The sequence below is a fragment of the Treponema sp. OMZ 799 genome, assembly GCF_024181365.1.
Taxonomy (GTDB): domain Bacteria; phylum Spirochaetota; class Spirochaetia; order Treponematales; family Treponemataceae; genus Treponema_B.
In genome coordinates, this window is sequence record NZ_CP051301.1 from 990,628 (window position 1) to 1,011,503 (window position 20,876).

At 37.1% G+C, this 20,876-nt stretch carries 17 protein-coding genes and 1 pseudogene; 9 read left to right on the top strand and 9 right to left on the bottom strand.

The annotated features are described in order from the left end of the window. Positions 1-91: 91 nt before the first annotated feature. From metK to E4O04_RS04485, 5 genes and pseudogenes are all read left to right on the top strand, one after another. The gene (metK, locus tag E4O04_RS04460) at positions 92-1,261 is read left to right on the top strand and encodes a methionine adenosyltransferase (protein ID WP_253685163.1); all 1,170 of its coding nucleotides are present in this window, start codon (positions 92-94) and stop codon (positions 1,259-1,261) included. Positions 1,262-1,308: 47 nt separating this feature from the next. After that, positions 1,309-2,623, top strand: a pseudogene (locus E4O04_RS04470) (hexokinase family protein). Positions 2,624-2,745: 122 nt separating this feature from the next. After that, a complete protein-coding gene (gene yedE, locus E4O04_RS04475; RefSeq protein WP_253710184.1) occupies positions 2,746-3,795 on the top strand; it encodes a YedE family putative selenium transporter in 1,050 nt (349 codons plus the stop codon). Between the two features lie 22 nt (positions 3,796-3,817). Further along, entirely contained in the window at positions 3,818-4,027 is a 210-nt protein-coding gene (locus tag E4O04_RS04480; RefSeq protein WP_253685160.1) for a sulfurtransferase TusA family protein, read from the top strand. Further along, a complete protein-coding gene (locus E4O04_RS04485) occupies positions 4,027-4,287 on the top strand; it encodes a putative Se/S carrier protein (RefSeq protein ID WP_253685159.1) in 261 nt (86 codons plus the stop codon). Before E4O04_RS04480 ends, E4O04_RS04485 begins: the two co-directional genes overlap by 1 nt. 69 nt (positions 4,288-4,356) lie before the next feature. On the opposite strand, the gene E4O04_RS04490 is transcribed toward E4O04_RS04485, so the two are convergent. Further along, positions 4,357-4,983 (bottom strand): FMN-binding protein, encoded by a 627-nt coding sequence (locus tag E4O04_RS04490; RefSeq protein ID WP_371922279.1) that lies wholly within the window; start codon positions 4,981-4,983, stop codon positions 4,357-4,359. Positions 4,984-5,112: 129 nt separating this feature from the next. Between E4O04_RS04490 and selD the strand changes: the two genes are divergently transcribed. Next, positions 5,113-6,177: a selenide, water dikinase SelD gene (gene selD / locus E4O04_RS04495; protein ID WP_253710189.1), complete on the top strand. Its 1,065-nt coding sequence runs from the start codon at positions 5,113-5,115 to the stop codon at positions 6,175-6,177. Here the strand turns inward: selD and E4O04_RS04500 are convergent. The 8 genes from E4O04_RS04500 to E4O04_RS04535 form a co-directional block, all read right to left on the bottom strand. Next, positions 6,174-7,340: an aminotransferase class V-fold PLP-dependent enzyme gene (locus tag E4O04_RS04500; RefSeq protein ID WP_253710191.1), complete on the bottom strand. Its 1,167-nt coding sequence runs from the start codon at positions 7,338-7,340 to the stop codon at positions 6,174-6,176. The two genes, selD and E4O04_RS04500, sit on opposite strands and share 4 nt — an antisense overlap. A 136-nt stretch (positions 7,341-7,476) precedes the next feature. Next, positions 7,477-9,234 (bottom strand): ABC transporter ATP-binding protein, encoded by a 1,758-nt coding sequence (locus E4O04_RS04505; protein WP_253710194.1) that lies wholly within the window; start codon positions 9,232-9,234, stop codon positions 7,477-7,479. Beyond that, entirely contained in the window at positions 9,234-10,946 is a 1,713-nt protein-coding gene (locus E4O04_RS04510) for an ABC transporter ATP-binding protein (protein WP_253710196.1), read from the bottom strand. The genes E4O04_RS04505 and E4O04_RS04510 overlap by 1 nt, the downstream gene beginning before the upstream one ends. Further along, positions 10,918-11,541, bottom strand: a complete 624-nt coding sequence (locus tag E4O04_RS04515) for a TetR/AcrR family transcriptional regulator (RefSeq protein WP_253685151.1) — start codon at positions 11,539-11,541, stop codon at positions 10,918-10,920. Before E4O04_RS04515 ends, E4O04_RS04510 begins: the two co-directional genes overlap by 29 nt. A 250-nt stretch (positions 11,542-11,791) precedes the next feature. After that, complete coding sequence (locus tag E4O04_RS04520; RefSeq protein WP_253710198.1) at positions 11,792-12,016, bottom strand: DUF1648 domain-containing protein; 225 nt, start codon at positions 12,014-12,016, stop codon at positions 11,792-11,794. A gap of 18 nt (positions 12,017-12,034) precedes the next feature. After that, positions 12,035-13,594, bottom strand: coding sequence for a hypothetical protein (locus E4O04_RS04525; protein WP_253710201.1), 1,560 nt, complete (start codon positions 13,592-13,594; stop codon positions 12,035-12,037). Further along, complete coding sequence (locus E4O04_RS04530) at positions 13,569-14,297, bottom strand: ABC transporter ATP-binding protein (protein WP_253710203.1); 729 nt, start codon at positions 14,295-14,297, stop codon at positions 13,569-13,571. The genes E4O04_RS04525 and E4O04_RS04530 overlap by 26 nt, the downstream gene beginning before the upstream one ends. Before the next feature lie 89 nt (positions 14,298-14,386). Beyond that, positions 14,387-15,022, bottom strand: a complete 636-nt coding sequence (locus E4O04_RS04535; protein ID WP_253685147.1) for a TetR/AcrR family transcriptional regulator — start codon at positions 15,020-15,022, stop codon at positions 14,387-14,389. Positions 15,023-15,122: 100 nt separating this feature from the next. Between E4O04_RS04535 and E4O04_RS04540 the strand changes: the two genes are divergently transcribed. From E4O04_RS04540 to E4O04_RS04550, 3 genes are all read left to right on the top strand, one after another. Beyond that, the gene (locus tag E4O04_RS04540) at positions 15,123-15,263 is read left to right on the top strand and encodes a hypothetical protein (protein ID WP_253685146.1); all 141 of its coding nucleotides are present in this window, start codon (positions 15,123-15,125) and stop codon (positions 15,261-15,263) included. A gap of 125 nt (positions 15,264-15,388) precedes the next feature. Next, complete coding sequence (locus tag E4O04_RS04545) at positions 15,389-17,683, top strand: Eco57I restriction-modification methylase domain-containing protein (protein ID WP_253710205.1); 2,295 nt, start codon at positions 15,389-15,391, stop codon at positions 17,681-17,683. Continuing rightward, a complete protein-coding gene (locus tag E4O04_RS04550) occupies positions 17,640-20,804 on the top strand; it encodes a P-loop NTPase fold protein (RefSeq protein WP_253710208.1) in 3,165 nt (1,054 codons plus the stop codon). Before E4O04_RS04545 ends, E4O04_RS04550 begins: the two co-directional genes overlap by 44 nt. The last annotated feature ends 72 nt before the right edge of the window (positions 20,805-20,876 follow it).

The following is a 20,876-nucleotide window of genomic DNA, read 5'->3' on the forward strand; positions in this document are numbered from 1 at the left end:
CATATAGCGGTAATTCCGTAGAGCTTGAAAAATTACCTAATTTTATGATATAATATCAACCTTGATACTATTATTAAAATGCGAGGTTAATATGAAAAACGATATAAGTTATTTTACATCAGAGTCGGTAAGCGAGGGTCATCCCGATAAGCTCTGTGATCAAATTTCGGATGCGGTTTTAGATGCCTGTTTACGAGACGACCCTGAAAGTCATGTAGCCTGTGAAACCTTTGCCTCTACTGCCTTAGTACTTGTCGGCGGAGAAATAACTACCAATACCTACGTAGATATTCAAGAGATTGCACGGACTATAGCAGAAGAAATCGGCTATACAAATACGGATTTCGGTTTGGACTGCCATTCTATGGCCGTTATGAATATGATTCACTCACAATCCCCCGACATTTCTCAGGGTGTAGACGGAACGGGGCTTGATGAGTACAAGGGCCGGCAGGGTGCCGGCGATCAGGGTATGATGTTCGGCTTTGCCTGTAAGGAAACTCCTGAGCTTATGCCTGCTCCCATTATGTTTTCTCATTCGGTTCTACGCTATGCTGCAAAGCTCAGAAAGGAAAAGGTTATTCCTTGGCTGAGACCCGATTCAAAGACTCAAATTACGGTAAAATACGAAGGCTTTAAGCCTATCAAGATAGATACGGTTGTGCTTTCTCATCAGCACTATCCCGATGTTCAATATGACGAATTAAAGCATACTCTGATAAATCAGGTTATTAAACCTGTTTTGGAGCCGACCGGACTTTTGGCCGATGATACCAAGTATTTTATAAATCCTACAGGACGCTTTGTTATAGGCGGCCCCTTCGGCGACACAGGTCTTACCGGAAGAAAAATAATCGTAGATACCTACGGCGGAATGGGAAGACACGGCGGAGGTGCTTTTTCGGGTAAGGACCCGTCAAAGGTTGACCGTTCTGCTGCCTACATGGCCAGATACATAGCAAAAAACGTAGTAGCTGCAGATCTTGCACGCCGCTGTGAGGTTCAGTTGGCCTATGCAATAGGGGTTCCCTTCCCTGTTGCCGTCAGAGTAGATACCTTTGATACCGGTGAAGTCCCTGAAGAAAAAATAGAAAAGGCAATAAAAGAAGTTTTTGATATGTCTCCTGCAGGTATTATAAAAACCTTAGATCTGAAACGCCCTATTTATAAGGAAACAGCTGCTTACGGACATTTCGGCCGTCCCGAATTCTCATGGGAAAAGACCGACAAGACAGAAGCCTTAAAGAAGGCAATCAAATAGGCTCGTAGGTTATTGTTCCATAACTAAGACTTGAGGGAATTATTTAAATGAAAGAGATAGATGATTTTTTTAAGAGAAATAATTTTGATTATAAAATCGATATAGAATATGCATCTTCAATTCTTTTGGAAGATATGACAAAGGGATTGAAGGTGGATTTCGAGACTGCTTCTTCCATGGATATGATTCCCTTATGGAAAAATCTTCCCGACAGTGTACCTAAAAACAAGAAGGTAATTATAATAGATGCCGGAGGAACCAATTTTAGAGCGGGGCTTGTATACTTTGATAAAAAAGGAGTGCCTGAGATTCTTTCCTTTTTTAAACATCCCATGCCGGCCCTTGACAGGGAAATGACTAATGAGGAATTTTTTGACAACATTGCAGAATACTTAGAGCCTCTAAAGGATGAGGCTGAGGTAGTTTCATTTTGCTTTTCCTATGCTATAAAGATTTTTCCTGATGGAGGGCGGGCAGGCTATTAAGCTTTCCAAAGAAATAAAGCTGCCTTATATAGGCGAGTGTAAAATAAATGAGGGACTTTTTCAGGCTCTTTCAAGAAAGGCTTGGAAAAAAGTAAAAAAAGTTATTATGGTAAACGATACTGCTGCAGTTCTCCAGTCGGGGATATTTTCAGAAACGAATGAGCAGAGATTCGATTCCCATATAGGCATTGTTTTAGGAACAGGCTTAAATTCTGCATATATCGAGTATGATAAAATTGAAAAACTAAAGGATACCGAATTTTATAATAAGCCTCAAATAATCGTATGCGAGTCTGGTAAGAGCAATAAGATTCCGCAAAGCAAATTCGATAAAACCCTCTCTGAAAATTCCAATTTAAAAAACGAGTATTTTTTGGAGAGAATGTGTTCAGGCCGTTATCTTGGAGAGCTTTGCTCCATCGCTTTAAGAGCAGGTGCCGCCGAGGGAATTTTTTCGTCGCGGGCCAACAAGATGCTTTTAAATTCTCGTAATTTTTCGAGTGAGGAAATTTCCTTATTTTTAAAAGATCAAAATCACGATAAAAATATTTTTTCAGGTATCATCGAGTCACATTCGGTTTCGGAAGACTATGTTAAGATTTATTCCATATGCAAAAGTTTTTTTGAAAGAGCCGGAAGGCTGTCGGCTGCCGTCATTGCTGCAGCCTGTATAAAGACGGGAAAGGGTAAATCTCCGGATAAGCCTATATGTATAAGTGCCGACGGTTCTATGTTTTTAAAAGGCTTTTTGATTAAGGAAAGAATTTTTAAGAGTTTACACACCTGTTTAACCGAAAAAAAGGGCATTTATTTTGTGCTCAAAACAAATGATGAGGCTGTAACCTTAGGTACGGCTCTTGCCGCTTTTTTAAATTAAATAATAAATATCTATTTTTTTTAATATATTGACATTTTATTTTCTTTTTGTTAGACTCTCCCCCGATAGATTTTATTTGAAAATTCTATTTTTTAGCTTAATTAAATTTAAAAGGAGAGTTTATGAAAAAACATCTCATGGTAATTGTAACGGGAGCAGTTATAGGTATTGCCGCTCTTGTATTGGTAAGATTCGGAAACCCCGGAAATATGGGTTTTTGTATCGCTTGTTTTTTGCGTGACATTGCCGGAGCATTGAAACTGCACAATGCCGGTGTTGTTCAGTACATGAGACCTGAGGTAATAGGTCTTGTTATAGGTGCCTTTGTATTGGCCTTTGCAAAAAAAGAATTTAAGCCGAGAGGCGGTTCTGCTGCCTTTACCAGATTCACCCTGGGTTTCTTTGTTATGATAGGAGCCTTGGTATTCTTGGGCTGCCCCTTAAGAATGTTTTTACGCTTGGGTGCAGGAGACTTAAATGCTATTTTCGGTTTAGCAGGCTTTGTGGTAGGAATTGTGATCGGTATCTTCTTCTTAAATAAAAACTTCTCTCTTAACAGGGCCTATAATCAGTCAAAGCAGGAAGGCGTAATTCCTATCATCTTTATGATCGTCTTCTTTGTGCTCTTGGTTGCCTTCCCCTCAGTTCTTGCTTTCAGCGAAAAGGGCCCCGGCTCTATGAAGGCTCCGATCTTCTTGGCTTTGGCCATCGGTCTTGTTGTAGGCGGTCTTGCCCAAAGAAGCCGAATGTGTACGGTCGGCGGAATTCGCGATGCAATAATGCTTAAAGATTTCCACCTATTATGGGGAAGCCTTACTGTTCTTGTAACCGTATTGGTTGGTTCTTTTATTTTAGGAAAATTCAACCTAGGCTTTGCAGGTCAGCCTGTTGCTCACACAGACGGTTTATGGAATGCCCTCGGAATGGTTTTGGCCGGCTGGGCAAGCGTTCTCTTAGGCGGATGCCCCTTAAGACAGCTAATCTTGACAGGTGAAGGAAACAGCGATTCGGCAGTTACCGTTGTAGGTCTTATAGCCGGTGCAGCCTTTGCTCACAACTTCGGTCTTGCTTCTTCTCCCAAGGGACCGACAAGTGCCGGTATGATAGCTGTTGTTGTAGGCTTGATTCTTACAGCCTTTGTAAGTATCTATTATTCTTTGAAGAATAAATAAGTTTTAATTATAAGGAAAGATTATGTCTGATATTATTGTAGATGCTCGAGGGCTTGCTTGCCCTGAGCCTGTGGTTTTAACCAAAAAAGCTCTTGGATCAAATTCCGGCTTTGTTGTATTGGTAGATAACGAGACTGCAAAAGAAAATATAAAACGCTTTTGCGATAATTCAAAGGCTCAAACAAAGATTGAACCGACTGATGACGGCTGGAAAATTGCCGTATCAAAATAATGAAAGAGTATTTAATTACCTTTCATACGCATTACGATTCTCTTGTCTGCATGAGGGCCGTGAATAAAACGGATAATGCTAAGACAGGGGGATTGACTGCAAAACTTGTTCCGGTGCCGCGCTCTGTAAGTTCAAGCTGCGGCACTGCATTAAAATTAATTTTTAAAGAAGGCCTAGCCTTCAATAAAGATGATTTTAGTCAATTTGATTACGACGCTTTTTATTTTTTAGGTGAAGACGGCAAGTACGTTGAAGTGTAGTGCGATTAAAGGCGGCAGTATTATGAGGTCTCCGTTTTGGAGAAACTCATCAATACTGCCGTTTCTTTATTATTTTGTTTTTAATGCATCCAATTTTTGTTTTAATTCTTCAAGGGCCTTTTCTATTTCTTCATAAGTTTCTAAACTTTCAAGAAGAGTTTTTCCTTCCGTAACTATTTTTTCCAATTTTTTTTGCTCTCCCTTTTTGTAGTTATCGGGATTTTTGTAAGATTTCAGTTCCTTAATTGAAGCATCTAAGGTTAGGGCTTGGAGAACCGCCATTTTTACAGCCAGAGAAGAAGCTGTTGCTCCGCCGACAACATCGGGGCCTGCTTTTCCGGGAATACCTACATTTATTTTTTTTACATCCTTTAAGGTTTTGTTCTTGTATTTATCAAAACCCTTGGCTTCTAAAAACTTTTTCCAATAAACTTTGTTTGTTCCTGCATTTCCGGTAACATCAGCTTCTATTGATGCATCGGTATTTTTTTCGTCATCGCTTACTTTGATGATCTTGCCTTGGGCATCGATTTCTACATCTATACATACGGAATATCCGTACTCATAGTTAGGGCCGGCTGAGGGCGAGCCTTTTACCTTTGCCGTACCGTAAAGTACCGGATTAGGCTCTGAGGCAAAAGCAAATACCAAAAGAGCTGCTGCAAATAATCCTATAGCTCTTACCTTTTTACTCATCTTCATAATTTCCTCCTGAATGAGATTTTGTCGGTTGGAGTATACAATTATAAAATTAAATGTTCAATACCCTATTTTTTATCTTGACCATAATTTAAAATTGTGAGATATTATTACTCGGAGGCTGATATGAGCTGTTCACTTATTAATGAAAATTTCGATTTATTAAAATCTGCAAAGAATCCCGGCTGAGGTGCAAAGCTGAGTGCGGGTGCACTCGATAAACTTTTAAAACATTTTTCCGTAAGGAATGACGATAATTTACTCGTAGGCTTTAATACTTCCGATGATGCCGCAGTTTATAAAATAAACGATGAAACGGCTCTTATTTCTACCATAGATTTTTTTCCGCCTGTTTCGGGTGATCCCTACATGTTCGGACAAATTGCCGCCGCAAATTCTTTAAGCGATATTTACGCGATGGGCGGAGAGCCCAAGCTGGCACTAAATCTTTTTTGTATAACCAAGGATATGCCTGAAGACATGATAAAAGAAATTTTACGCGGCGGCTTCGATAAGGTTTATGAGGCCGGGGCCATTGTCTGCGGCGGGCATACCATCTATGACGATTCGCCTAAATACGGTTTGGCCGTTAACGGCTTCGTTCATCCTAAAAAAATTTTAGAAAACTCGACGGCAAAGGAAGGCGACGTTTTAATTTTAACCAAGCCCATAGGAACAGGAGTATTGCTTACGGCTTCAAAGGCCGATATGTCGCCGCCTGAAGAGCTTGACCGCTGTTATAAGATTATGGCTTTTTTAAATGCTAAGGCCCGCGATATCATGGTAAAATATAGGATAAACGCCTGTACCGATATTACAGGCTTCGGCCTCCTCGGTCATCTTTACGAGATGGGGAAGGGGAGCGGTATGAGCATTGAGGTGGATTACAAATCCATTCCTGTTTATGAGTCTGTGATTGAAAGCGCTCAAATGGGATTTTTGCCTGCCGGCGTTTATACCAATAGAACCTTTGTAGGAGACAATGTTGCCTTTGAAAATGTCCCCCTTGCCTACCAAGACCTGATGTTCGATCCTCAAACTTCGGGCGGGCTTTTAATTTCGGTAGACAAGGAAGATGCGGCTGCTCTTTATGCGGAATTGTCTCAAGCCTTGGAAAACACACCTTGCGGAAAGCCCGCTATTATCGGTCTTGTGACCAAGCGTGAGGATAAAATACTTAGGGTAAGCTAAGTCCTTGAGCAAAGCTCCTTTACTGCTCTTATTGCCGTTTCAATTTCTTCTTCTATGGTAAAGGGGCCCGTCGAAAATCTTACCGTGCCTTGCGGAAAGGTGTCGATGGACTTATGTGCCGAAGGCGAACAATGAAGGCCGCAGCGGGTAAGGATGCCGTATTTTTCTTCGAGGATGGAGCCTGCTTCTGCATTATCCATTAGCTCTGAAAAATCTATCGAAACTATTCCGACTCTGTTTTCAGGAGAATCTCCTCCGGCTATTTTTATCGGAAGACCCTTTATTCCGTCCAAAAAAAGTTTAAGCAGCTTTTGTTCTTTTGTGTGAATGTTTTGAATCCCGAAACTTTCAAGCCATTGTAAGCTGTGGTAAAGACCTGCGATTCCGATTATGTTTTGAGTTCCGGCTTCAAATTTATCGGGCATAAAGGAAGGTGTAACTTCCGAGTCGGAGGCGCTTCCCGTTCCGCCCGCGATAAGGGGTTCGACTTCTTTTGCAAAATCCTTATCGAAGAGGATGCCTCCTGTTCCTTGCGGGCCGAGTAAGCCCTTATGTCCCGTAAAGCAAAAGGCCGCAGGTTTTAGCTTTTCCAAGTCTACAGGGATGTGGCCTGCACTTTGGGCACCGTCGATTACCAAGGGGATATTGTTCTTTTTTAGGATTGAAGCAATTTCTTCTATCGGCTGAATAAAGCCGGTTACATTCGAAGCGTGAGAAAAAATGGCGAGGCGGGTTTCGGGCCTTATCATGGATTCGATTAAGGAGGTATCTACAAAGGCTCCTCCGTTTTTTAAAATTGCAGGAACGCGGTCAATCTTAACACCCGATTTTTCCATTTGAACCAAGGGGCGCATTACGGCATTATGCTCAAAAGAACTTGTTAAGACCCTGTCTCCGGTTTTTAAAAAGCCCTTAATAATATAGTTTAAACTTGCAGTAACTCCCGAGGTAAAAATAACATGGGTTGCAGGCTGAAAATTAAAGAGCTTACACAAGAGTTCCCTTGTTTCGATAACTGCAAGGCCTGCTTCTTCGGTCTCGGTGTAGGTGCTGCGGTTAATGTTTCCCGTTCCCATATTAACAGCCCTTGCGAGGGCGTGATCGAGGCCGGGCGCCTTAGGAAAGGCCCCTGCTGCATTGTCCAAAAAGATACGCTTTTTCATAGGACTTATTCTAACTCAAATAGTTTTTTAAGTCAATCGAAAAAGGATGTCAATTCAGAAGCGGCACGGATGCCGCCGGTTCTTAACAGAATCGAGTTTACGAAGTAAACTCGTTGTCCAAGAATTGACAAGGATGTCAATTCTTGGACAGCTTCCATCCCGCCGATTCATTTTTGGCGGTGATGAGGTTTTTGTAAAGACCGCCTTGAGCCGTAAGCTCTTCATGAGTTCCGCTTTGTTCGATTGTGCCGTCGTGGAGTACCAAAATTTTATCGGCATTGCGGATGGTTTTTAGGCGGTGTGCAATCATGATGATGGTTTTGTTTGCGGTCAGGGCTTCGATGGCAAGGCGCAGCTTGTCTTCATTTTCCGGATCTATGTTGGCAGTTGCTTCATCAAAAATAATTATGGGAGCGTCCTTTAAGATAGCTCTGGCGATTGAAAGCCTCTGCTTTTCTCCGCCCGATAAGGAAGCGCCTCCTTCACCGATAAGAGTGTCGTAACCTTGAGGCAGGGCTTCGATAAACTCGTGACACATTGCTTTTTTTGCAGCTTCGATAACTTCTTCTCGGCTTGCTTCAGGTTTTCCGAATTTGATGTTGTTTTCGATTGTGTCTTCAAAAAGATAAACATTTTGAAATACCATACTGATTTTGCTCATCAAATCTTCCAAGCTTAAATCTTTGATATTAACTCCGCCGATAGAAATACTTCCGCCTTGTACATCCCAAAAGCGTGCAATCAAATTACATAGAGTAGTTTTGCCTGAACCTGAGGGACCGACAACGGCGGTAATTTCTTTCTCATTCATCTTGCATGAAACATTGTTAAGAATATTTTTTTCGTCATACCTGAATGACACATTTTTAAATTCGATTTCGGTTTTTGAATTGCCGAAAGCGGATGCGGTTGTTTGAGTTTTTTCTCCCTCCTGTATTTCGGGCATTGTTTCAAGATAGTTTAAACTGTCGATAGCGTTTTCGGTAATTCTTAAAATTGCCATCAAACTGCCGGCTCCTTTTAATCCTTCAAAGATTATAAAACTTGCAATCATCGACATAATTGCATCGGGTAAAAGCATGGCTCCTTTTAAATAAAGCTTAAAAGAAAAATAAACCATCAGGCTGATTGCGGCTCCTATAATGATGCGCTGTGCTGCAATGTAGGGTGTCATTGTTTTTTCAAGACCCATCGTAATGCGGCAGTTGTCGTCAAAGGCCTTGTGAAGTTCCTTGTTATTTTCTCCTGCAAGATTGTAGGATTTTATAACAGACATTCCCTGTACGGTTGTAAGCACCTGCTTTGTTAAGTCCTGTTGCGCTTCATGGATTTGGTGGGCATTTTTACGCGAGCGTTTTTCCATACAGGCGGTAACGATAAAAAAGCCTGTCATTCCGGCTATGGCAATTAAGCCTATTTTTACGTTAAAAAAGAAAAGGCTCAATACAAAAATACTTGTGTTCAGTAGACCGCCGAGCATTAAAACCAAAAGAAGAGGAACCTGTGCCTCGATAAGGCTTAAAGTGGTGGTACTGAGTGTGGTGAGTTTTCCTAAACTGAAGTCGGAGAAAAATCCCATCGGAACTTTTTTTAGCTTTTCGCCGATTTCGATTCTTTTGTCGGCGGCCATAAAATAACCTGCATGGGTTTGTTGTAACTGTGAAATATATTTGGTAATCATCTTTCCTGCAAGACTTACAAGCAGAATACCGAGGCTTACTGCAATGTCTTTTGATCCGATTGTTTTATCGAAGATCTTTACCAACACATAATAAATTGCCGCAAATTGTAATGCGTTAAAAACTGCATTCATAAAACCTGAAATAATCGATTTTCTTATATTTGCCCGCTCCTTTTGAGCAAAGCGGATAATCTTTTTAAAAACACTAATCATTATTCTTCTCCCTTAAGAGCTGCTTCCCACATGCTGCGGTAAAGAGCCGATTTTTCCAAAAGTTCGGTGTGAGTGCCTGTACTTTCTACGCTGCCGTTTTCGATTACAACGATGTTGTCTGCATTGACGACGGTTCTTAATCGATGGGCAACTACAATGAGGGTTTTGCCTTGTACCAAGGTGCCGATAGCTTTTTGCATGAGGCTCTCGTTTTCGGTGTCCATATATGCCGTCGCTTCATCGAGGATAACAATCGGGGCGTTTTTTAACATAGCACGGGCGATAGAAATGCGCTGTTTTTCTCCGCCTGAAAGACGGCTTCCGCCTTGACCGCTTATCGTATCGTAACCGTGTTCAAGGTTCCGTATAAATTCATCACAACCCGATTTTTTTGCAATGCTTTCAATTTCTTCATCGCTTGCATCGGGTTTTCCTATTCTGATGTTTTCTCGTATGGACATATCGAATAAATAATTATCCTGCGATACATAGGAAATAATTTCGGAAAGCTGCTCAAGCGGAATATCTTTTATGTCCGTACCGCCGATGCTGAGCCTGCCTGCCGTTGTATCCCAAAAGCCTGCAATGAGTCTTATGATGGTTGACTTTCCCGAACCCGAAGGGCCGACGATGGCGGTAATTTGTTTTTCTTTTAATAAAAGATTTAAGCCGTTCAATATTTTTTTGCCGTCCTTGTATGAAAACTCCACATTTTTAAATTCTATATTATAATTTGGAATCTCTGCCCTCGTCTCTGCATGAACCAATTCTTTTGACTCCAAGATTCCGTTTATTTCTCCTGTAATGGTGTTTATGCGTGCAAGGTCATCCAAAGCATTTGTTGCTGCAATAATATTTTCGATTGTACCGAATGAAAGGATAATTATCGTGATAAGGTGAATCGGCGTAATCAAATTGTTTAAATAAAATAAAACGCCGAAGGGCAAAATTGTTAAGAGCATCATAGGGCAGATAGTTCGGTATGCCGAAACGCCGACCATACATTGCTTCATCCACTTATAATAAAATGAAGCATTGTCGTAAACTGCATCGCTGTATTTTTTGTACGACTTTTCATTTTGGTTAAAGGTTTTAATAACTTCGATACCGTTAATGTATTCGACTACTGCACTGTTCATTCCCTGATTTATTTTTACCGATTCGGCATAATTGGTTCCGTATGATTTCATTGTGGTTTTCATAAACATCATGCCGATAACAAGAGGCACAAGAGAAAGAAGCCCCAGTCTCCAATCCAAAATAAACATATACACTAACAGAATGACGGGGCCTGCAATGTTTGCCGTCATTTCGGGAACAAGATGAGCCAATGTTGTTTCCATTGAATCGACTTGTTCGACAAGAATATTTTTAAGCTTTCCCGATGAGATGTTGAGAATGTCGCCTAAGGGCATCTTAAACATCTTGTCCGAAATATCTTTGCGTATATCCTTCAATGCAGAAAAAGTTGCTCTGTGCGATATTGATGTAGAAATTGCCGCAAAGATTTCTTTTAACGTAAAGCAGATCAAAATAATTCCTGCTGCCTTTGTGTAAAACTGCATATCTCTATTGCCTTCGATAAGAGCGGCAGCTGCTCCCGCCAAAGTGATGTATGTAATAAGTCCCATAGCGACTTCTAGCAAGGCGCAGAATATGGAAGCTGCATACATACCCTTGTTTTTACTGATGTATTTTTTTATCAGGTTCATTGTGTTTCTCCTCTGATTCACTAAAATAATGACGAATTATGTTTCTAAAAAAATCTTTGTTTTTTCTAAAAACCTTACCCACCGATAGGACTTCGCATGATACGATGACGGCATTTAGAAAAGCTATACCCGTTTCGCTTGTTAGGGGTATGAGTTTATCCAAGTTATGTTCATGTAAAAATGAGCGTAATTCCTTTGCAGATTCTTTTATAAGTTCATCGCGTAATTTTTGAAGTTTTTTATTTTTTTCCGCTTCCATTAAAAACATGGCATATAAGGATTTGTACTCGTTGGGGTCAAGCATTTTCATAACGGCAATTTCGATTGCAAGGTCTTCGACAGAAATTCCCTCATGCTTGCGCATAAAGTCTTCGGAAAGATAGGAGCGGTATTCGTTGCCGTCAAGCATAAGGTCATAGAGCATTTCCGCCGTGCTTTTGTAGTGCCGGTAAACCCCGCCCTTGCTCATACCCGTTGCAGCGATAACGTCTTCCATTGTGGTACTGCCGAAGCCTTTTTTTAAAAATACCTTTTTTGCCGCCTCCCTGATTTCCTTTTTGCGGACATCAGCCGGAAGCCTTTCTTTTGCACACATACATTCTCCCAAACACCCTGCCTTGCCGGCAGATTATAGCGACGCTACCGTCGCTAATATAAAGATAACATAATTTAAAGTTAGTGTCAACTATATTTAACAAAGAAAAGTGAAAAATTTGGGGGAGGGGGCTTCCTTGAAATTGAACGAATGAAGCACGTTTCAACGAACAGATTGCCGCATTTGTTTTTATGTATGATGCTAAAAAGGTTTGATAAAAGGATTGCAACCAATTTGTAAATATGGATGTTTACTCACTTAACTTTCTGTTTTTTCTTCCTCGTACAAATTTCCGGTATGCAGAGTAAGGAACGACTGTGGCAAATAAAAGATAAAATTTATTAGCAAACATATCGGGGATTCCTTTTGCATTGAAATGAACAGGAATTTTCTCCGGGAGAAATAAGCAAATAATAAATATTACAACCATCATTACCACCAAGACCAAGACATCTTTTAACAGTCCATCTTTCATACAATTTCTCTCCTTGAACTAAATAAAATTTGATTTACCGATTTTTATATAAACTCCACTTGCAATAACAAGTAAAGTAACCGATATTATTTGAAAAACAGGCGTTATCGGAAGATTTAAAAACCAATGAAGAAGAATTGGCGTAATGAGTGCAATTATTCCGATAACCCCGGACACAATAACAGGAAGGCTCTGTTTTACTACCATCATCTCGCTTTCCCATTCATAGTTAGGATATTTTTTATTCAAAAAAATTCCTATCGCTGTTATAAAAACGGAATAGCATATAGGAACAATTATTAGGTTAATCATTTGAATTGGGTTCATGTCGAGTTTCAGTGTAAATACAAATACGGAAATCATGTATCCGATTAAATGAAGCGTAAAATTTACCGCAATCTTAGAATTTAAAATCGTTTTTACCCGAATAGGAGAACTTTGCAAAATCCAAACATTTTTACCTTCTAAAGATATGGAAAACGCTGCCGGACAACTAAGTAAAAACATTGAAGCAATACACATTGGAGCAAAATTCGAAAGATATTCATTAATATTTTCGATTCCCGAATATTCCCCTATTTGTTGTAAAGAATTAAAAAGAAGAAATATACTAAAAACACATAAAAGTATTACACCAAGACCTGCATTCAACACTGCCATATATGAGTTTAGAAACCGTCCCATTTCTTTTTTATATAGGGCAAAAAATACTGATTTTCTATTATTCGAATTTTTGTTGTCGGAATATCTTGTTGTTGTTTTAGCAAGAGTATTAAGCAATCCATACTTCAATGAAACCATTTTGGCAAATATATAAAAAAATACTATTGAGAGAACAATAAATAATCCTACTCCAATGTACATTGGAAAATTATAGTATTCCATAAATAGCTTAGATAGTGGGTACAATCCGGTAATTTGCTTAGAAAGCATAATCCCAATACTATTTTCATTACCTGATTTCATAGCTGACACTGCAATATATCCAATTATCCCTATCATTGCAAATGAAAAAATTAAAGCAATAACATTTTTTCTCTTAAAGAAAGATGAAGCAACAACAATAACGATTCCCATACATGCTGCTATACACATAGGTATCAACGGAACAAAAATTATGGAAGTAAAATACAATATAATCTGTAATACATTTAAACTTCCGTTTAACACCCAAACAATTCCTCCCGGAAGCATAAACATCAATCCTATTAAAAAATTCAATAAATACATAAACATAAACTTGCTGCTTATAATATCCGAACTTTTTACAGGCAACGACAAAAGATTTTCCATATCACGACTGCCAAATAAAATCCCATTCGAATAAAATATTGTCAAAAATAATATTGCAAAGCTTGATACCGACACCATATATGCCGGTATCAATTCCTGCTGTCCCACTTGTACCAATGTTTTAGCTGTTATGATGTTATAAAAAAAGAAAAATATGGCAAGAGTTATTATTCCAAAACTTGCAATAACAATTGAACTTTGTTTTTTATTTCCTGGCTCTTTCATTTCGTTGATCGGAAAAAAATTCATCAATTGTGTTTTAATTAGTATCCAAATTTTGCTCATTATCCTGCACCTCCATGAAAAAAGTTTCCAAAGATTTATTGCCTTTGACTTCTTCTGTATTTCCGCTCGCAATTAACTTTCCGGTTTTTATAATTGCAATTTTATTACATAATTTTTCTGCAACATCCAATACATGTGTTGAAAAGAAAATGGCTCCTCCATCTGATACGCATTCGTGCATTATTTTCTTTAGTAGAAAAGTTGCTTTCGGATCAAGTCCAACAAAAGGTTCATCTAAAATTAGTAACTTTGGAGAATGCACCAGTGCAGAAATAATCGCCGTTCTTTGCTTCATGCCATGTGAATACGAAGATATCATTCCCGAAAGATGTTTCGTCATTTCAAATAAATCGCCGTATCTCTGAATTCTTTCTCTGCGTATCTCAGTAGAAACTTCAAATAAATCTGCAATAAAATTGATGTACTGAAATCCTGTCAGATGTTCATATAAATCCGGATTATCCGGAATGTATGCCATCATTTTTTTACAAATAACAGGCTCCTCTTTAATGGAATGCCCGTCAATCGTTATACTTCCATTCTCAAAATCATGAATCCCAACTACCGCTTTTATCGTTGTAGTTTTTCCGGCTCCATTTGCACCAATGAATCCATAAATATCTCCGGACTGTACTGAAACGGATAAGTTTTCAACAGCCTTTTTGTTCCCATAGAATTTACTAAAATTCTTTATCTCTAACATAATTTCCGCCTCTATTGACAATTTGTCAGTTATTCTTTAAAATAAAACCGATAACTTGTGTAGCAACATCTATCGGCATACCATTCTCCTTACAAACATTCTATTTTTTTTTGATTACTAAAGAGCTTTTTCGTATTTAAACTTTGTTCAAGCATTATCTTAAATGCGTTTAAGTAGTCATTAACAGGTTCTTTTTTCGAATATCTTATACTTATGTTATTTGAAACAAAAACATAAGCTGTCATAAGAAATTCTGCTGTTTCTGATGGATATTTTACAAAAAAAACTTTTTCCGTTATTCCTTGATTTATAATCTTTTCAAAATATATTGTCAGTTTTTCAACAAGCTTATGGGATAACTTATCTATCATATATTGATTTTCTTTAAGGTCAACTGTTTTTTGTAGCACTGTACCCTCTGCCGAAATATTTTCCGAAGATATAATGGTGGCATTCATAAATGATCTGATTTTTTCTATGGCAGTTTTATCATCATAGGTAATAATGTGAATATCTTTCAATAGTTTATCTGAATATTGTTCTACAAGACAATATAAGATATCCTCTTTATTCTTAAAGTGATAATATAACAACCCTCTTGATATATTTACTTTATCGACTATATCCTGAGTTGTTGTGTTAGTATATCCTTTCTCCATAAAAAGCAGCATTGCCGCATTCATAATCTCGGCACGCCGTATTTCAGGTTCTTTTACATCTCTCATACTATTCATCCCAACACTTAGAATATCACGTAACTGACAATTTGTCAATGATAATTTTAAAAATTGTGAAGATTTTTTTATAATTAAAAGTTCTAAAATCGTGAAGCTTTCTACAGATGTTTTACATAATGCAGGCTTGCGTTCCCTAATGCTTGAAAGCTATGGGCAATTGGGAGTTTCGTGCGGCCGAGTTCTCAAACTGAAAGAAGGCCTCATTACGGAAGATTGTTGGCTTGGGTAAGGTTCCTTGCTTATATCATTTGCCTCATTCAAACTTTATTTTGCTAAAGATTTATTTGTTACCCTCTGATTTTTTTATAGGAATTTGGTATAATCAAATGTAATTATGCTTTTACGGAGTTACTCATGAATATTTTAGATGAACATATAATCGGTCTTACAAAATTAACTGATCTGTTTGAACAAAATAAAAAACAGTATAATGCAGCGGCTTATGATGAAGCAAATACCCGCACTGATTTTATAGATAAGTTTTTTGAGCTTTTGGGCTGGGATATCAGTAATACACAAGGTTATTCCGAGCAGTATCGCGAGGTTGTGCGTGAAGACAAGGTAACAATCGAAGGTAAAGTTAAGGCTCCCGATTATGCGTTTAGGATAGGCGGAGTGAGAAAGTTTTTTGTAGAAGCGAAAAAGCCTAGCGTTAATATCAAAGATGACCTTGAGCCTGCTTTTCAGGTAAGGCGGTACGGCTATACGGCAAAGCTGCCCCTGTGTATTCTCACCGACTTTGAAGAATTTGCCGTGTACGATACACGCATAAAACCTTCGCCTTCCGATAAACCGAGTACGGCCCGTATTTTTTATTGCACCTTTGATGAATATCAAAAGAATTTCGATTTTATTTTTAACACCTTTTCAAAAGAGGCAATTTTAAAGGGCAGCTTTGATTCCTATATTCAAGAAAATAAAAATAAAAAGGGCACTTCCGAAGTCGACAAAGAATTACTAAAGCTGATTGAAAGCTGGCGGACGGACATTGCAAAGAATATTGCCTTACGCAATCCTTCTTTAAGCATTTACCATTTAAATGTTGCCGTACAAAAAATTATCGACCGTATTATTTTCTTGCGGATTGCGGAAGATAAGGAAATGGAAGAATATGGAATTCTTAAAAAAATAACCGAAAGCGGTGCGGTATATCAAAAACTTCAAGGTGTTTTTGATAAGGCAAATGCAAAATACAATTCGGGACTTTTTAAACCGCATGATTGGTTACGCAGCCTGATTATTGACGATACGGTTCTTTCCGCTATTATAACGGGGCTTTATTATCCCGAATGTCCGTATGAGTTTTCGATTTTACCGGTTGAAATACTCGGCAATATTTACGAACAGTTTTTAGGAAAAACTATTAAATTCCGCAATGTAAAAGGCGGACACACCGCCCTTATCGAAGAAAAACCGGAAGTAAAAAAGGCAGGAGGGGTCTACTATACGCCTCAATACATTGTCCGCTACATTGTTGATAATACAATCGGTGTAAAGATAAGAGGAAAAACTCCCGAAGATATCGCAAAGCTTAAAGTAGTTGATCCTGCCTGCGGTTCAGGCTCTTTTCTTGTTGAAGCCTATCAAGCCTTGCTGAATTATCATTTGGACTATTACTCAGATGAAAAGGAGCGGAAGACGGCTCTAAAAAAGGGTTATATTTATGAAGCGAGGAAAAATGTATATAAGCTTACCATTGAAGAAAAACAGAGGATCTTGCTTAACAGTATTTACGGAGTGGACATAGACGGTCAGGCAGTGGAAGTTACCAAGCTGTCGCTTTACTTAAAACTGTTGGAAAACGAAGGCAGCGAAACGCAGGGGCAGCTGTTTAAGTTTTCAGACATGACGCTCTTGCCCTCACTCGATTCAAATATCAAATGCGGCAACAGCCTTGTCGGTTCCGACTATTACAACGAAAAGGATTTAAGCCTCTCTGATGATGAAGCCATGCGGAAAATCAACACCTTTGACTGGGACAAGGAATTCCCCGAAGTCTTTGCTCAAGGCGGCTTTGACTGCGTGATAGGGAATCCGCCGTATCTTAGAGTACAAGGATTGCGTGAATATTATACGGAGGAATCAAAATACTATGAGCAGGTATATAAATCTGCAACCGGACGCTTTGATTTTTATATACTTTTTATGGAAAAAGGTTTTAAATTGCTTAATAAGGATGGAGTACAATCATTTATTCTTCCTAATAAATTTATCAATAGTGATTTCGGCTCAGGTATTAGACAATTTATATATGAAAATCATGCATTGAACAGTATCGTTCATTTTGAATCACATCTTGTATTCAATACGGCTTCTGTTTATACCTGTATTATTGGACTTTCACACAACAATACCGACTTTAAATTTATAAAAACCGAGCCTGAAAAAATAACAGATAAACTATTTTTTGATATTTTACCTTTTGATATTTTGCAAGACAATGGAGCTTGGCATTTATCTGCTTCAGCTGATACTTCACTCATTCAAAAATTACAATTACAAAAGATGATGGTAAAACATATTTTCAAAGGTATCTTTCAGGGAATAGTGAGTGGAGATAATAAAGCTTTTTATCTTTCCGATTGTAATCTAAAAGAAGAATTTATTGTTGGTTATAATTCTTTGTGCAGAAGATTTATTTACCGGTAAGGCTCATACTACAATTGCAAAGAATATTTGTGATACTATAAAAAATAATTCGGATTGCCGTATGATAGGTCTTGACGGGTCTTGGGGTTCCGGTAAATCAAATCTGTTAAAGATAGTAGAAAAACAGCTTAATCAGCAAGAGAATGAAAAATATCACTTTTTTCTATATGACGCATGGGGACATCAAGAGGATATTCAAAGACGTGCAATTTTAGAAAATTTAACCGATTTTCTGGTTAATGAGAAAAAAATTCTTGGTAGTAAAAAATGGGAAGAAAAATGCAAAAATCTTGAATCAAGAACAAAAGAAACCGAAGTAAAAACTATACCAAGGTTAAGTATTAGCGTTATGATAGGTATTTTTTCTATCATTATCACACCTGCTTTAAAACCTCTTTCAGATTTATTACAAGAAACTTGTCCAAAAGTTAGTAAATATATATTTTTTACACCTTTATCATTATTTATAGTTGCAGTTTGTTATATAATATTAAAATATCTTTTTGGGTTCTTCAAAAAACAAAAAAAACAGGAAAAATTTATACATATTTTTAATGATATATTTGCTTTTTATACAAAAGATAGAAAAGATACTATAACACATGAAATAATATCTGAACGCAATCCTTCTTCAAAAGACTTTAAAGATTGGATAGAAGAAGTATCTAATGACTTGATAAACAATAATCTAATAATCATTTTTGATAATATGGATAGACTCCCATCAGATAAGGTGCAAGAACTTTGGTCATCTATTCATAGTTTTTTTGCAGAAGAAAGATACGAACATATATGGGTTATTGTTCCTTTCGATAGGCAACATATACGAAATGCTTTTAAAAAAGAGGATATACAAATACTCACAAAAGATAACGATAAAGATAAAGATAATTTTTTAGATGAATATATATGTTATGGCGATGATTTTATCAATAAAACTTTTGATGTAGTGTATAGAGTTTCTCCGCCTATTATGTCGGACTGGAAAAACTATTTTAGAATTCAGTGGAAGGAGGCATTTGGGAATACAATTGATCAAGATAATTATGAAAATGTAATGCAAATATATGATATGCTTACGATAGAACAATCACCTCGAAAAATTATTGCATTCATCAACGAAATAGTAACAATTAAACAAATTGTAGAAGATGCTATACCTTATCAATATATTGCATTGTACATATTCGGTAAACAGAAAATAACCGAAAAAGGTATTATTGAAATTTTTTCGCCTACCTTTTTAGGTGCTATTGAATTTCTATATAAAAATGATACTGACTTAGCAAAATACCTTGCAGCACTTCACTATCAACTACCTCCGGAACAAGTAGAAAGTGTTATATTTAGGGAAAAACTTAAGCAATCACTTGATAATAACGATGCAAATACCGTTAAAGAGATCAGCGAATCACCAATTTTTATTGATGCGTTAGAATCTGCTGTACCGATTATTACAAATATCGGTAATGCTGTAGAATCTATTAATAAAATTTTTGATGATAAAATGAATACTCAGTATGCCAAATATATTTGGAAAGTTCTTTACAATAAGTCAAGAGATAAAGTGGAAACAAAGCTTGAAAATTATCAGTATATACTACTATCTCATATTGAAGCTCCTGCACAATATCTAGAAACTATTATAAGTATGTTAGCAAATAATAAAAACTTTAATCCTCAGCAGTATTATAATGATATCACAAAACTTACTGAATTAAAAAATATTGATGTATTTTCTCATCTTATGCCAAAGAAGTTACAGATTGAGCAGTTTATTGTTTTTATTAATCTGGCTAAGGCCAATATTAATAAATATAAAATTACTTGTGATAATAATGAGCTTGATACATATTTATCTGAACTTGAAATTGAAAAGTTAAAGGAAATTACATTCATACCGCATATTGTAAAAAATTATAACTTTCAAAAATACAAATCAAAACTAATTGATACTATTAAAAGTAATCAGAGCAATAAAGAATATATTGAAATATTATACACTCGATTAAAAGAATTGGAACGTCCGGTTCAAAAAGGTCTTTTACCAGATAGCAATATATACTCCCTATTTACCGGTTGGGATAGTAAGAATGATTTTTATTATGATTTAGTTTGTATGAGAATTGCGCAATATGATAATTTTAACTCCTCATATTTAAGTTATTTTAATACTGTATTAAATAGCGATGATCCAAATATTGTTAAAAAGATAGCAGAACGAATTGAATATTATACAAGCTATGGTGATATTCTTCTCCATTTACCGGAAATGGAGTTCCCTGTCTACAAAGCTGTTGCACAGGAATTAACAAAGAATTCTTATGGTATATCTAGCGCACATATAGAGAAACTGCTCATGCATTATGACTCGATTAATGAAAAATTAGAGCTTTCGCATGATGTGCTGTTATCACATTTAAATGCGTGGAGAGATTTTGCAGTAAAAGCTATCAACGAATCTAATATATCGGATATACCTATAGCCTTTTTTAAGGCTGTGCATACTGAAAATATCAATAATGAATTGACTAAACATTGTATGAATACGCTTTCCGAGTATTTAAAAAATCTTAAAAAAGAAGACTGGATTGAATCCATAAAAGATCAAACTTTTGCTTATAAAGTATTAGATTATAGCAAGATACCATTGGAGCATAGTGCAGTTACAGCATTGGAAGAAGTTATTGAAAATTTTATTAAATCGGAATCGGGTTTTGCAAATTGTTCTGCCCAAATAAAATACCTTATCAGTAAAGCTGAAAATGATAATTGCCCATTACAGACAGGTGCAAAAAATGTACGGGATATTTTTACAAATGGAAAAGAGAAAATGAATGCAAATATATTCTCTGTTATAGGTTCATACTTATTAAAATATGGAAAACTTGAAGAAAAAAAAGAAGCTTTGCGTACACTATTCCCTGCTGATGTTATCGATTCACATATAGAAATCTTACTTAAATTTTCAGATATTATCAAAAAAATAATGGATAGAGCAGATGAACCGGAGCAGCAGACATTTATAAATGAGATTAAAACCGGGATGGATAGAAATGAAAAAATAAAAGAGTTTGCCGAAAAGCTTTGGTTATCAAAAGGTGAGGATGAAAAATCGTAACATTTTATATAAACATTCTAAATAAGGACTTGGGCTCCGTCCCACAAATCCCCCTCCACATCTTATAAAAAT

Bases quoted from the DNA above. Each gene is read 5' to 3' on its own strand.
- metK (WP_253685163.1), top strand. From the start codon at position 92: ATGAAAAACGATATAAGTTATTTTACATCAGAGTCGGTAAGCGAGGGT.
- yedE (WP_253710184.1), top strand. From the start codon at position 2,746: ATGAAAAAACATCTCATGGTAATTGTAACGGGAGCAGTTATAGGTATT.
- E4O04_RS04480 (WP_253685160.1), top strand. From the start codon at position 3,818: ATGTCTGATATTATTGTAGATGCTCGAGGGCTTGCTTGCCCTGAGCCT.
- E4O04_RS04485 (WP_253685159.1), top strand. From the start codon at position 4,027: ATGAAAGAGTATTTAATTACCTTTCATACGCATTACGATTCTCTTGTC.
- E4O04_RS04490 (WP_371922279.1), bottom strand. From the start codon at position 4,983: ATGAGTAAAAAGGTAAGAGCTATAGGATTATTTGCAGCAGCTCTTTTG.
- E4O04_RS04500 (WP_253710191.1), bottom strand. From the start codon at position 7,340: ATGAAAAAGCGTATCTTTTTGGACAATGCAGCAGGGGCCTTTCCTAAG.
- E4O04_RS04505 (WP_253710194.1), bottom strand. From the start codon at position 9,234: ATGATTAGTGTTTTTAAAAAGATTATCCGCTTTGCTCAAAAGGAGCGG.
- E4O04_RS04510 (WP_253710196.1), bottom strand. From the start codon at position 10,946: ATGAACCTGATAAAAAAATACATCAGTAAAAACAAGGGTATGTATGCA.
- E4O04_RS04515 (WP_253685151.1), bottom strand. From the start codon at position 11,541: ATGTGTGCAAAAGAAAGGCTTCCGGCTGATGTCCGCAAAAAGGAAATC.
- E4O04_RS04520 (WP_253710198.1), bottom strand. From the start codon at position 12,016: ATGAAAGATGGACTGTTAAAAGATGTCTTGGTCTTGGTGGTAATGATG.
- E4O04_RS04525 (WP_253710201.1), bottom strand. From the start codon at position 13,594: ATGAGCAAAATTTGGATACTAATTAAAACACAATTGATGAATTTTTTT.
- E4O04_RS04530 (WP_253710203.1), bottom strand. From the start codon at position 14,297: ATGTTAGAGATAAAGAATTTTAGTAAATTCTATGGGAACAAAAAGGCT.
- E4O04_RS04535 (WP_253685147.1), bottom strand. From the start codon at position 15,022: ATGAGAGATGTAAAAGAACCTGAAATACGGCGTGCCGAGATTATGAAT.
- E4O04_RS04545 (WP_253710205.1), top strand. From the start codon at position 15,389: ATGAATATTTTAGATGAACATATAATCGGTCTTACAAAATTAACTGAT.